The sequence below is a fragment of the Streptomyces lichenis genome (assembly GCF_023218175.1).
GTDB lineage: Bacteria > Actinomycetota > Actinomycetes > Streptomycetales > Streptomycetaceae > Streptomyces > Streptomyces lichenis.
In genome coordinates, this window is the sequence record NZ_JALPTH010000009.1 from 1 (window position 1) to 12,682 (window position 12,682).

The window sequence follows — 12,682 nt, forward strand, 5'->3', positions numbered from 1 at the left end:
CCGACCCCCACCCCCACACCCACCGCCTCGCCCAGCGCCCCGTCCCCGACCCCCACCGAACCCAGCCCCGACCCGACCCGGACCGGCACGGAAGGTCCCTAGGAGTCCGCCCCCGAGAGCACCGCGTCCAGGTCGTAGGAGACCGGCTCCTCCAGTTGGTCGTAGCCGCAGCTCTCCGGCGCACGGTCCGGCCGCCACCGGCGGAACTGGGCCGTGTGCCGGAACCGGGTGCCCTCCATATGGTCGTAACCGACCTCGCAGACCCGCTCCGGCCGCAGCGCCACCCAGGACAGGTCCTTGCGGCCGGTCCAGCGGCTCGGCGCTCCCGGCAGCCGGGCCGACTCATGGGCGGCCTCCTCGGCCCAGGCCGCCCAGGGATGGTCCCCGGGGTGCTCCAGCCGCAGGGGTTCCAGCTCCTCCACCAGCTCCGCCCGCCGCTGCGCCGTGAACGCCGCGCACACCCCCACATGCTGGAGGACTCCGGCCCGGTCGTGGAGGCCGAGCAGCAGCGAGCCCACCACCGGACCGCTCTTGTGGAAGCGGTAGCCGGCCACCACCACATCCGCCGTCCGCTCGTGCTTGACCTTGTACATCAGCCGGGCGTCCGGTCGGTAGAGCAGGTCGAGCGGCTTGGCCACCACCCCGTCGAGCCCGGCGCCCTCGTACCGCTCGAACCAGTCCCGGGCCGTCCCGGCGTCCGTGGTGCACGGCGCCAGGTGCACCGGGGGAGTGACGCCCGTCAGCATCCGCTCCAGTGCCGTCCGCCGCTCGGTCAGCGGGGTGTCCATCAGCGAGGCGTCACCGTCCGCCAGGACGTCGAAGGCGATGAACCGGGCGGGGGTGCGCTCGGACAGCATCCGCACCCGGGAGGCTGCGGGGTGGATACGCTCGGAGAGCCGGTCGAAGTCCAGCCGCCCGTCATGGGCGATCACGATCTCCCCGTCCACCACGCAGCGCGTCGGCAGCCGCTCCAGGAGCGCGTCCACCAGCTCGGGGAAGTACCGGGTCAGCGGCTTGCCGGTGCGGCTGCCGATCACCAGCTCCCGCCCGTCCCGGTGCACGATGGCGCGGAAGCCGTCCCACTTCGCCTCGTACTGCATCCCGGGCGGGATGGTCTTCACCGACTTGGCCAGCATCGGCTTCACAGGCGGCATCACCGGCAGATCCATGCGCCGATTCTGCCGGAGGTCAGTCCGTTATGCCCGCTGGGTATGTCTATGCGCTCAATGTGCGAAGGCACTGGAGTCGCCCTACCGTGGCGACCATGGCGGCCAAGGGAAACGCGGTGGAGCTGCAAGCCGGCGGGCGGACCGTGCGGCTGTCCAACCCCGACAAGATTTACTTTCCAGAGCGCGGCTTCACCAAGCTGGACGTCGCGCGCTACTTCCTGGCCGTGGGCCCCGGCATCACCCGCGCCCTGCGGGACCGCCCTACCACCCTGGAGCGGTTCGTGGACGGGGTCGACGGCGAGTCGTTCTTCCAGAAGCGGGCCCCCAAGAACCTCCCCGACTGGATCCCCACCGCGCACATCACCTTCCCCAGCGGACGGTACGCCGACGAGATCCGCCCCACCGAGCCGGCCGCCGTGCTGTGGGCCGCCAACCTAGGCACCCTCACCTTCCACCCCTGGCCGGTACGGGGCGACGCCACCGACCACCCCGACGAGCTGCGCATCGACCTGGACCCCCAGCCCGGCACCGGCTTCGCCGACGCCGTCCGCGCCGCCCATGAGCTGCGCGGGCTGCTGGACGAGTACGGGCTGCGCGGCTGGCCCAAGACCTCCGGCGGCCGGGGCGTCCATGTCTACGTCCCGATCGAGCCGCGCTGGGACTTCACCCGGGTGCGGCGCTGCGCTATCGCGGTGGGCCGGGAGCTGGAGCGCCGGATGCCGGGCCGGGTCACCACCGCCTGGTGGAAGGAGGAGCGCGGCGAGCGGATCTTCGTGGACTACAACCAGACCGCCCGGGACCGCACCATCGCCTCCGCCTATTCGATCCGGCCCCGCCCGCACGCCCCGGTGTCCGCGCCGCTGCGCTGGGAGGAGCTGGACGACGCCGACCCGCGCGACTTCGACCTGGTCACCATGCCGGTGCGGTACGCCGAACTGGGCGACATCCACGCCGACATGGACGACCACGCCTTCTCGCTGGACGGCCTACTGGAGCTGGCCGCCCGGGACGAGCGGGATCATGGACTGGCGGACCTGCCGTACCCGCCGGACTACCCCAAGATGCCGGGAGAGCCCAAGCGGGTACAGCCGAGCCGCGCCCGCAAGGAGTCCTAGCTCCCCGGGGTTCACGGCTCCCCGTGGTTCACCAACTCCCTGGGTTCACAGCCTCCCGGCGTTCACAGCTCCTTGATGCGGATGTCCCGGTAGGAGATCACATCGGTGGTGCCGTGGACCTGGAGCCCGATGTGGCCGGTGGCGTACCGCCGGCCGTCGGTGCCCGGGTCGTCCGCGCGCGGCGGAGAGAAGTCCTGCCCGCCGTTGTTCTCGAACTCGTTGATCAGTACGCCGTTGCGGGAGACCGAGTAGTGCTGGCCCTCCACCCGTATCTCGTACTCGTTCCAGGTGCCCTTGGGCGTGACCCCGGCGCCGCCGAGCCCGACCCGGTCGAAGCCGTACACCGAGCCGGACTTGTACATGTCGCCGTCCGGCCGGTCCAGGATCTGGAGCTCGTGCCCGTACTTGATGGCCACCCACTCGGGGCGCGGCTCCTCCGGGTGGTCGTGGACGTAGGGGAAGCGGACGAAGACCCCGGCGTTGGCGTTGCCGGTGCCCGGTGCGTCGTCCCGCCACTGCAGCTTCAGCGAGAAGTCGCCGTACTTCCGCTGCGGCAGCCACAGCATGCCCATGCCGGGCACGGTGCTGCTGCTGGTCATCGACCCGTCGCCGTTCAGCGCGAAGGCGCCGCCGCCGACCTGCTGCCACTTCGCGAAGGACTTCGCCGTCCCGTCGAACAGCGGCCGGTAGCCCTCGGTCTGGCCGGGGGTGCCGATACCGGACTGCTTCGCCGCCTGGTACACCGCCTTGTGCTCGCGGGCGTCGATCACGCCCTCGGTCAGCAGCCGGTCCAGGACGCCGTCCACATGCTTCAGGAACAGCGCCTGCGAGGACCAGTCCTTCTCGTCCTCGATCAGCTCGCCGACGGTGCACCGGGAGCGGGTCATCCGGTTGGGCACTCCGCTGTCCACCGTGCCGACGAAGACGGTCGCCCGCTCGTCCAGCTCCGGGCAGTTCGGCGCGGGCACCCCGCCGCCCTCGGCCACATGGAAGGAGAGCTGCTTGGCCGCCGAGGTGTTGCCGGCCTTGTCGGTCGCCCGGTGCCGCACCGTGTGGTAGCCGGTCCGGTCCACCACCAGCGGCGCGGTGTACGCCAGATACGGGCCGCCGTCGAGGGAGAACTCGACCCGGTCCACCCCGGAGCCGGTGTCCGTGGCGGACACCGTCACGGTGGCCCGCCCCACATACGCCCCGTCCGAGTTGACCGTCCCGGTGAGCGCGGCCAGGGACTGCGGCGGTTCGCGGTCCTCCACCGGCGGGGCGACCACGGTGAAGCGGACGTCCTTCTCCGCCGCCGCGTTCCCCGCCTTGTCGGTGGCCCGGTAGCGGACGGTGTGCGCACCGGCCGCGTGGACCATCACCGGGGCGGTGTAGGTCTGCCAGGCACCGGAGGCGCCCAGCGCGTACTGGACGGTGTTGACCCCGGAGCCGGTGTCGGAGGCGGTGACGGTGACCGTGGCCATCCCCACGTACCGGCCCTCGGCGTCCTTCTCGCCGGTCACCGTGGCCGAGGTCTCCGGCGGGGTGGTGTCGTCCGTCGGCGGCGCGGCGACGGTGAACTCGACGGACTTCTCGGCCGCCACATTGCCCGCCTTGTCGGTGGCCCGGTAGCGGATCCGGTGGTCGCCGACCTCGTGCACCATCACCGGGGCCGCGTAGGTCTGCCAGGGCCCGTCGGCCCCGACCGCGTACTCGATCCGCTGCACCCCCGAGCCGGCGTCGGTGGCGGTGACCGCCACCGTGGCATGGCCTATGTAGTCGCCGTCCGCGTTCTGCTCGCCCTGCACGGCCGCCGAGGTCTCCGGCGCGGTGGTGTCCTCACCGCCACCGCCGTCGGTGACCGTCAGCACGCCCTGCATCTGGCCGTGGCCCGGGATGGTGCAGTAGAAGCGGTACTTCCCCGGGGTCAGCACCACCTGGGCGGTGTGCTTGCCGCCCTCGGCGTCACCGGGGTTGGCCAGGATGTTCAGCTGGACGTCGTTGTTGTACTGGGAGTCGGAGACATCGAAGGTCAGGGTGTGCGGCATCCCGGTGGTGTTGCCGGTGGCCGTGCTGTTCTCGAAGACGATGGTCGCCGGGCCGGCCACCGCCGTCTGCGGCATCGTCAGGTAGTGGTCGACCGGGTCCCCGGCCGTCCAGGTCAGCACCTGCTCGGCCGCGGCGGCGGGGCCCTCGCGCTCCGCGTCCCGGCCGTAGGCCGAGCCGGCGGTCAGCCCCACCACCAGCAGCAGTGATCCCAGCACCGCCGTCCACAGCCGCGAGCGGTGCCTCCGCTCCCGCCTCACCGGGGTCCTCCTCTGCTCTTGTCTCACTGCTTCGCCCCCCTCACGAGCTGTCCGGCGGCCGGTGTGGGCTCGCCTCCGGTGTAGGTCACGCGCCACAGCGCGGAGTTGGCGTCGGAGGTGAAGAAGCCGCGGCCATAGTCCAGGACGTAGAGTGAACCGTCCGGGGCGAACTTCCAGTCCATCAGGTTGCGGATGCCGCCCGCGCCCACCGGAATGATCTTCCGCAGGGACTCGGCGTGCACCGGCAGCCCGCCCTTGCCGACCGTCTTGGGATCAGTGAGCACCGCGTGGCGCGGCTGGTCGCCGTCGTAGAAGTCGCCGACGAACCACTTGCCGTCCCAGTAGGCCGGCCACTTCACCGTGCTGGTGCTCGCGGTGTCGTACCGGTAGACCGGGCCGTTCATCGTCGCCTGCCCGCCGCCCTTCAGCCAGGGCAGCAGCAGCTTCTGCTCCTCCGTCTTGTAGCTGGGCACCCCGGCCGCGTCGCGCGGGTAGTCCACGCCGCCGCCCTGGGGGGAGTACCAGATGGTGTTGGGGGTGATCGGCGGCAGGTTGACCAGGCCGTCGTTGTTGGGCGACTCGTTCTTGGGCTTGGCGCAGTCGTACCAGCCCAGCGGCTGGGCCGGGTCGGGGAGATTGCGGTCCCGGTAGGGCTGGTTGTTGCCCATGCAGTACGGCCAGCCGTGGTTGCCCGCCCTGGTGATCGCCGCGAAGGTGTCGTACTTCGCCGGGCCCCAGGTGGTGGACGGCGCCCCGGCGTCCGGGCCGACCCATCCCGCGTAGAGGATGTTCGTCGTCTTGTCGACAAAGATCCGTGCCGGGTTGCGCACCCCCATCACATAGATCTCGCCCCGGGTCTTGCCCCCGCCCTCGTCCGGCTCCCGGCCGGTGAAGAGGTTTCCGGCCGGGATGGTGTAGGTGCCGTCGTCCTCGGGGTGGATGCGCAGGATCTTGCCGTTGAGGTTGTGGGTGTTGCCCGAGGTGCGGCGGGCGTCGGCGAAGGAGACGCCCTTGAAGTTCGGCTGCGGGTTGTTGCCCGAGTAACCGCCGCTGAAGCCGCTGGAGTTGTTATCACCGGTGGCGATGTAGAGGTTGCCCTGGGCGTCCCAGGCCATCCCGCCGCCCGCGTGGCAGCAGCTGTGGATCTGCACCGGCCACTTCAGCAGCACCTTCTCGCTGGCCGGGTCCAGCTTGTTGGTGGCGAGGTCCAGGGTGAAGCGGGAGACATACCGCTCACCCATATGGGTGTCCCGGTTGATCCGGGCATGCGGGGTGTAGTGCAGATACACCCAGCCGTTGGAGAGGAAGCCCGGGTCCAGCTCGATGCCGAGCAGCCCCTCCTCGTTCTTCACCAGTTCGTCGCCGCCGCCCTTGTTGCCGAAGACGGTCAGCGCCCCGGCGAGGGTGACCTGCCCGGTCCTCGGGTCGTAGACATGGATCTCGCCCCGGCCTTTGCCGATGTCCGGGTTGCTCCAGTCGGTCACCACCGGCCGGGAGGAGTCCGCGCCGCCCCGCCCGATGTACAGCAGCCGCCCGTCCGGCGCGGCGACCAGGCCGTGCGGCTCGCCGATCTGGTCGTTCTGCCCGGGCTGGTTGGGCTTGGTGACCCGCTCGGCCTGGTAGTGGGCGTTGATCGTCGCCTTGCAGTCGGCGCGGGAGAGCCGGGTCGTCCACAGCAGCGCCCCGCGCAGATGCTCGCGGAAGTCGGTCTCCGCGTAGGCGTCGGCGGTGCCGCCCATCGCGGTGTAGAAGGAGCGGCCCCCGTCGTAGTCCCGGCACCAGGAGACCGGGTGGTCCCAGCCGTTGGCGCTCGCGCCCGGTGCGTAGCTGCTCTCCCGCACCCGGGCCACGGTGTGCACCGCGCCGGACGGGTTGGTCTGCCAGTTGAACCACGTGTCGGCGCGCTTCCAGTTCAGCGGCAGCCCCCGGGTGGCCGGATGCGTACGGTCGCCGACCTCGACGGTGGCGCGCTGCACCGCCGTCGGGCTGCCGGCGGCCGGACGGGCCCCCACCAGTCCGGTGAACCAGTCCGAATAGGGCTCGGTGCGCGCGGCGTCGTGCACGCCGAGGAAGCCGCCGCCGGCCTCCAGATACGCCTCCAACCCGGCCTCCTGCGCGGGGTCGAGCACATCCCCGCCCCCGGTCAGGAAGACCACGGCGTTGTACTTCCCGAGCTTGCGGGCGTCGGTGAAGACGGAGGCGTCGTCGGTCGCCTCGGTGGCGAACCGCTGAGCCGCCGGACCGGTCCGCCCGATCGCCTCGACCGCGGCGATGCCCGCGTCCACGGTCGGTGCCTCGGCGGTCGCCGAGGCATGGAAGACCAGCACCCGGACGTTGTCCCCGCCCGGCGGAGACGGCAGGGACAACGTTGTCCAGGACGGTGGATCCTGTGGCTCGGGTCCCTGCCTCGGCTCGGCCGTGGCGGCCGTACCGCCGAGCAGGGACGCCGCCAGCACACCCGCGGCGACCGCCGCGGTCAGCGCCCGGCGGGATCCCGACCGGCGATGTGGTGCTCTGCGCATTGCTCACCCACCTTCGTAGGTCACACCCTCAGGGGTCACAGCAAACGCCGATGAAGCTAGACCTCTTCTTCGGACAGGCCAAGAGCTTCGCAGTAATTCGGCGAACTTTGTCCTGGCTGTGGAAAAACGGTTCTGCTAGCGCTACGGTGTGCCCGGCCCGGGGGCTCATTACCCCGTCATCCTCCGCACCGCACAGGGGAGTTCGGCATGGACGGCGAGAACAGCGGCATGGCCGGCGGTATGGGCAGACGGAGCTTCAGCCGCCGCCTGCTGACCGGGGGAGCGGTGGCGGCGGCCGGGCTGACATCGTTGTCGCTGTCCGGGGCCGCGGGTACCGGGCAGGCCGCCGCGGCGCCCGCCGCCGCCACCCCGCCCCGTACCGCCCCGGCGGGCGGCCAGGTGCGCCACCTGCGGATGTACGCCGAGAAGCTGCCGGACGGTCAGCTGGGCTACGGCCTGGAGAAGGGCAAGGCCTCCATCCCTGGGCCGCTGATCGAGATCACCGAGGGCGACACCCTGCACATCGAGTTCGAGAACACCCTGGACGTGCCCGCCAGCCTGCACGTCCACGGGGTGGACTACGACGTGGCCAGCGACGGGACCCGGATGAACCGCAGCCATGTCGAGCCCGGCGGCACCCGCACCTACACCTGGCGCACCCACGCCCCCGGCCGCCGCAAGGACGGCACCTGGCAGGCGGGCAGCGCGGGCTACTGGCACTACCACGACCACGTGGTGGGCACCGACCACGGCACCGGGGGCATCCGCAAGGGCCTCTACGGGCCGCTGGTGGTCCGGCGGGCGGGCGACATCCTGCCGGACAGGCAGTTCACCATCGTCTTCAACGACATGACCATCAACAACCGCCCCGGCCACCAGAGTCCCGACTTCCGCTGCACCGTGGGGGAGCGGATCGAGATCATCTCCATCACCCACGGCGAGTTCTACCACACGTTCCATGTCCACGGTCACCGCTGGGCGGACAACCGCACCGGACTGCTCACCGGCCCCGACGACCCCAGCCGGGTCGTCGACAACAAGATCACCGGACCCGCCGACTCCTTCGGCTTCCAGGTCATCGCCGGAGAGCACGTGGGCGCCGGGGCGTGGATGTACCACTGCCACGTCCAGTCCCACTCCGACATGGGCATGGCCGGACTGCTGCTCATCGCCAAGCCCGACGGCACCATCCCCGGCTACGACCCGCACCACTCGGCCGCGACCGCCGAGCCCTCCCCGGACCGCCCCGCGGCCCAAGGCCACACCGGCCACTGACCCGAGCCCGCGCCGGCTCCACCGCGGGTGTCCGCGCGACGCCGCCGCCCACCGCGTTGATCGGCCGTTGACAGGCCGTTTAGCCGGGCCCGGCAACCTCTTCCGTATGTACACCCACATCCGTATCCACCCCGAACCGACCGCCCTCACGGACGGCGGCGAGCCCTCCTGGCGGGAGACCGCCCTGTGCGCGCAGACCGGCCCGGAGCTGTTCTTCCCGGAGCCCGGCTCCTCCACCCGGGACGCCAAGCGGCTCTGCGCGGCCTGCGAGGGACGCGACGCCTGCCTGGAGTACGCCCTCGCCAACGATGAGCGTTTCGGCGTCTGGGGCGGCCTGTCCGAGCAGGAGCGCCACCGGCTGCGCCGCCAGGGCTGAATCGCCCGGAGCGGCGCCGGATCAGAGGCGCTCGACGCGGAAGGACTCCCCGTAGGTCCGCCACACCAGCGGCAGCCTCAGTTCGGTGTTGCCGGCCCGGAGGAACTCCCGCTGGGCGGTGTCGATCCGCGAGGTGTCCCGCTCGCGCTCCGACCGGGCGTTCTTCATGATCTCGCGGCTCGCGTCCAGGAAGGCGTCCAGGTACTTCTTCTCGTCGCCGCCCTCCGAAGGCGTCTTCACCGCCTTCAGCGCGGCGTGGCGGATGCCGTAGAAGCCGTCGGAGCTCAGCCCGGGACCGTGCAGCACCATCGCGTCGTAGTAGACGAACTGCCCGAGCGTGGACAGCCCGTCCATCTTGGCGAGGTCGACGGCCGGGTCGAAGTAGATGCGGTCGCGTATCTCGTCCTGCGCCGCGCGGAACTCGGGCAGTTTCGAGGCCTTCTTCCAGGCCTCCGTGAAGCCCGGGTCCAGACCCTCGTGCGAGTCGGAGCCGTCCACCTCCCGCAGGGCGGGCAGGAACGGGGCGAGCGGATTGCCCGGGTGCTCCGCGGTGTAGTGCTCGACCAGCTGGAGCATGTCGTTGGTGCCGGAGCAGAAGCCGATGACCCCCGCGGTGTAGCCGTTGCCGTCGCCGAGATCCTCGATGTCGTCGTACTGCCCCCGCCAGTCCAGGGTGGAGTTGTCGGCACTGGCGATCAGCCGGGCGGCGAGCTCCTTCTTGTCCGGCGCGGCGAGCCCGGCCGGCATCGAGGCGATCTCGTCCTTGAGCGCCTTCTCCTTCTTCCGGTCGCCCGTCTTCAGCGGATTCTCCACCTCGGACTGCGCGAGATCCTCGATGGGGCGCTCGTCACCGTCGCCGCCGCCGAGGACGACGGAGACGACAAGGGCGATCGGGGCGCCGATCAACACAAAGCGGGTCACAGGCTTCACGTCGCACAGCGTACGGCCCTCACTCGTACGAGTGAGGGCCGCCCCGCTCGCCGTGGCGGGACGGCCACCTGCCTCAGCTGCCGGCCCGGGCGGCCATCCGCGCCTTGCGCGCGGCCAGCCGCTCGTCGAACTTGGCCGCCTCCGCGTCCAGCCCGCCCATGTACAGCCCGAGCTCCTCCTGCGCCTTCAGCCCCTCCGGGCCCAGCCCGTCGATGTCCAGCACCTTCAGGAAGCGCAGCACCGGCTGCAGCACATCGTCGTGGTGGATGCGCAGGTTGTAGATCTCGCCGATGGCCATCTGCGCGGCGGCGCGCTCGAAGCCGGGCATGCCGTGCCCCGGCATCCGGAAGTGCACCACCACGTCCCGCACCGCCTGCATGGTCAGGTCCGGGGCGATCTGGAAGGCCGCGGAGAGCAGGTTCCGGTAGAAGACCATGTGCAGGTTCTCGTCGGTGGCGATCCGCGCCAGCATCCGGTCGCACACCGGATCGCCCGACTGGTGGCCGGTGTTGCGGTGCGAGATACGGGTGGCCAGCTCCTGGAACGCCACATAGGCGACCGAGTGGAGCATCGAGTGCCGGTTGTCCGACTCGAAGCCCTCGCTCATGTGCGCCATCCGGAACCGCTCCAGCTCGTCCGGATCGACGGCGCGCGAGGCGAGCAGGTAGTCCCGCATCACGATGCCGTGCCGGCCCTCCTCGGCGGTCCAGCGGTGCACCCAGGTGCCCCAGGCGCCGTCCCGGCCGAAGAGGCTGGCGATCTCATGGTGGTAGCTGGGGAGGTTGTCCTCGGTGAGCAGATTGACCACCAGAGCTATTCGCCCCACGTCCGTCACCTTCGACTGGCCCTTCTCCCACGCCTCTCCGTCCTCGAAGAAGCCGGGGAAGTTCCGCCCGTCCGACCAGGGGACGTACTCGTGGGGCATCCAGTCCTTGGCGACCTTCAGATGGCGGTTGAGTTCCTTCTCGACCACCTCCTCCAGGGCGTACAGCAGCCGGGCGTCGGTCCACCCTTCCGAGCTGCCGAGGTGGGGAGTGGTGAGGGTCATGCGGGTGCTCCTGGGGACGGGAGAATTACCTACGGGCTCGTAGGTTACGAGACCGTAGGTTAAGGGCCCGTAAGCACCTCCCCCAAGTCCGGCTCCGCGCATGGCCTGTCACCTGCGGTGATGGAACCCGCCGCGCCAGGGCGAACCACGCGCGCGCCGCGGCGGCCGGGATGTCATACGACCCGACCGCCACCGCGGTACGGGCGGTCCCGGCCCGCCGCCACCTGTTCGCGGCAGCGCCCTCGCACCGCCACCGGGTTCATGAGCCGTCCATCATCTCCGCCACCTCCTCCGCGCTGGTCGGCCGCAGTTCGCCGTCCTCCATGAGCAGCCAGCGGGTCACCCCGATCGACTCCAGGAACGGCACGTCATGACCGGCCACGATCAGCGCGCCCTCGTACGCCTCCAGCGCCGCCGTCAGCGCCCGGACGCTCGCGAGGTCCAGGTTGTTCGTCGGCTCGTCCAGCATCAGCAGCTGCGGTGCCGGCTCGGCGAGCAGCAGGGCCGCCAGGGCCGCCCGGAACCGCTCGCCGCCGGACAGGGTGCCGGCCGGCTGGTCGGCCCGCGCGCCCCGGAACAGGAAGCGCGCCAGCCGGGCCCGGATCCGGTTGTTGCCCGCCTCGGGTGCGTACCGTGCCACGTTCTCGACCACGCTCAGCGAGTCGTCCAGCACATCGAGCCGCTGCGGCAGATAGCGCAGTGGAACGTGCGCCACCGCCTCCCCGGACACCGGCTCCAGCTCGCCCGCGACGGTTCGCAGCAGCGTGGTCTTGCCCGAGCCGTTCCGCCCGATCAGGGCGATCCGCTCCGGGCCGCGCAGCTCCAGCCCACCCCGCACCCGGGCCCCGTGGCGCAGCTCCAGCTCGCGCAGCAGCAGCACCTCGCGCCCCGGCGGGACCGCGGTGTACGGCAGCTCGACACGGATCTCGTCGTCGTCGCGTACCGCCTCCACCGCCTCGTCCAGTCGTTCACGGGCCTCGGCCAGCTTCTGCTGGTGCATGATCCGGTGCTTGCCGGCCGACTCCTGGGCGGCCCGCTTGCGCGCGTTCATGACGATCTTCGGCTCGCGCTTGGTGTCGAACATCTTCTGCCCGTACCGCTTGCGGCGGGCCAGTTTCACCCGGGCGTCGCTCAGTTCGCGCTTCTGCCGCTGGACGTCGGCCTCGGCGACCCGCACCATACGGGTCGCCGCCTCCTGCTCGGCGGCGACGGCCTCCTCGTAGTCGGAGTAGCCGCCTCCGTACCAGGCCACCTCCCCGTCGCGCAGATCGGCGATCCGGTCGACCAGCTCCAGCAGTTCACGGTCGTGGCTGACCACCACGAGCACCCCGGACCACGCCTCGACGGCCGCGTGCAGCCGCCGCCGGGCGTACAGGTCGAGGTTGTTGGTCGGCTCGTCCAGCAGCAGTACGTCGGGCCGGGCCAGCAGCAGCGCGGCCAGCCGCAGCAGGACGCACTCACCACCGGACATCTCGCCGACCGTGCGGTCCAGCCCGACGCGGCCCAGCCCGAGCTGGTCGAGCACGGCCAGCGCCCGCTCCTCGACGTCCCAGTCGTCACCGACCGCGGCGAAGTGTTCCTCGCGGACGTCACCTCCCTCGATGGCGTGCAGCGCGGCCCGGGTGGCCTCGATGCCGAGCGCCCGGTCGACCCGGAGCCCGGTGTCCAGCGTGGCGTTCTGCGGCAGATAGCCGACCTCGCCCGCGATACGGACGGTGCCGCCGCCGGGCGTCAGCTCACCGGCGATCAGCCTCAGCAGGGTCGACTTGCCGGAGCCGTTGACCCCGATCAGTCCGGTGCGGCCGGGGCCGACCGCCAGCTGGAAGCCGTCCAGCACCTCGGTGCCGTCGGCCCAGGAGAACGACAGGTCGGTGCAGGTGATGAAGGTGGGGGAAGTAGACATACGGGTCTCCCGGTTGCGTGAGATGAGAAAAAGGCAACGGGTGAGACACCGCGGGGGAG

9 protein-coding genes are annotated in these 12,682 nt (G+C 71.1%); 3 read left to right on the forward strand and 6 right to left on the reverse strand.

Annotation, left to right across the window (positions count from 1 at the left end):
- Nucleotides 1–98: 98 nt before the first annotated feature.
- Nucleotides 99–1,169, reverse strand: coding sequence for an ATP-dependent DNA ligase (locus M1O15_RS11480; protein ID WP_248633504.1), 1,071 nt, complete (start codon nt 1,167–1,169; stop codon nt 99–101).
- A gap of 95 nt (nt 1,170–1,264) precedes the next feature.
- Between M1O15_RS11480 and ligD the strand changes: the two genes are divergently transcribed.
- Nucleotides 1,265–2,284, forward strand: coding sequence for a non-homologous end-joining DNA ligase (gene ligD, locus M1O15_RS11485; RefSeq protein WP_248633506.1), 1,020 nt, complete (start codon nt 1,265–1,267; stop codon nt 2,282–2,284).
- Between the two features lie 62 nt (nt 2,285–2,346).
- Here the strand turns inward: ligD and M1O15_RS11490 are convergent, their stop codons facing one another.
- Together M1O15_RS11490 and M1O15_RS11495 are read right to left on the reverse strand one after the other, a co-directional pair.
- On the reverse strand, nt 2,347–4,569 hold the full coding sequence (locus M1O15_RS11490; RefSeq protein ID WP_248633508.1) for an OmpL47-type beta-barrel domain-containing protein: 2,223 nt from the start codon (nt 4,567–4,569) through the stop codon (nt 2,347–2,349).
- 23 nt (nt 4,570–4,592) lie between these two features.
- Nucleotides 4,593–7,091: a ThuA domain-containing protein gene (locus M1O15_RS11495; RefSeq protein WP_248633510.1), complete on the reverse strand. Its 2,499-nt coding sequence runs from the start codon at nt 7,089–7,091 to the stop codon at nt 4,593–4,595.
- Nucleotides 7,092–7,331: 240 nt separating this feature from the next.
- On the opposite strand from M1O15_RS11495, the gene M1O15_RS11500 reads away from it, so the two are divergent.
- A complete protein-coding gene (locus M1O15_RS11500) occupies nt 7,332–8,366 on the forward strand; it encodes a multicopper oxidase domain-containing protein (protein WP_248633747.1) in 1,035 nt (344 codons plus the stop codon).
- Nucleotides 8,367–8,472: 106 nt separating this feature from the next.
- A complete protein-coding gene (locus M1O15_RS11505; protein WP_248633512.1) occupies nt 8,473–8,742 on the forward strand; it encodes a WhiB family transcriptional regulator in 270 nt (89 codons plus the stop codon).
- A gap of 21 nt (nt 8,743–8,763) precedes the next feature.
- Here M1O15_RS11505 and M1O15_RS11510 read toward each other — a convergent pair whose 3' ends face one another.
- The 3 genes from M1O15_RS11510 to M1O15_RS11520 form a co-directional block, all read right to left on the reverse strand.
- Nucleotides 8,764–9,663: a chitosanase gene (locus M1O15_RS11510; protein ID WP_248633748.1), complete on the reverse strand. Its 900-nt coding sequence runs from the start codon at nt 9,661–9,663 to the stop codon at nt 8,764–8,766.
- An 82-nt stretch (nt 9,664–9,745) separates the two neighbouring features.
- A complete protein-coding gene (locus tag M1O15_RS11515) occupies nt 9,746–10,720 on the reverse strand; it encodes an acyl-ACP desaturase (RefSeq protein WP_248633514.1) in 975 nt (324 codons plus the stop codon).
- Between the two features lie 259 nt (nt 10,721–10,979).
- A complete protein-coding gene (locus M1O15_RS11520; RefSeq protein WP_248633516.1) occupies nt 10,980–12,623 on the reverse strand; it encodes an ABC-F family ATP-binding cassette domain-containing protein in 1,644 nt (547 codons plus the stop codon).
- Between the last annotated feature and the right edge of the window lie 59 nt (nt 12,624–12,682).

Coding starts and splice junctions, on each gene's coding strand:
- M1O15_RS11515 (WP_248633514.1), bottom strand. CDS start 10,720: ATGACCCTCACCACTCCCCACCTCGGCAGCTCGGAAGGGTGGACCGAC.
- M1O15_RS11520 (WP_248633516.1), bottom strand. CDS start 12,623: ATGTCTACTTCCCCCACCTTCATCACCTGCACCGACCTGTCGTTCTCC.
- M1O15_RS11500 (WP_248633747.1), top strand. CDS start 7,332: ATGGGCAGACGGAGCTTCAGCCGCCGCCTGCTGACCGGGGGAGCGGTG.
- ligD (WP_248633506.1), top strand. CDS start 1,265: ATGGCGGCCAAGGGAAACGCGGTGGAGCTGCAAGCCGGCGGGCGGACC.
- M1O15_RS11495 (WP_248633510.1), bottom strand. CDS start 7,091: ATGCGCAGAGCACCACATCGCCGGTCGGGATCCCGCCGGGCGCTGACC.
- M1O15_RS11480 (WP_248633504.1), bottom strand. CDS start 1,169: ATGGATCTGCCGGTGATGCCGCCTGTGAAGCCGATGCTGGCCAAGTCG.
- M1O15_RS11505 (WP_248633512.1), top strand. CDS start 8,473: ATGTACACCCACATCCGTATCCACCCCGAACCGACCGCCCTCACGGAC.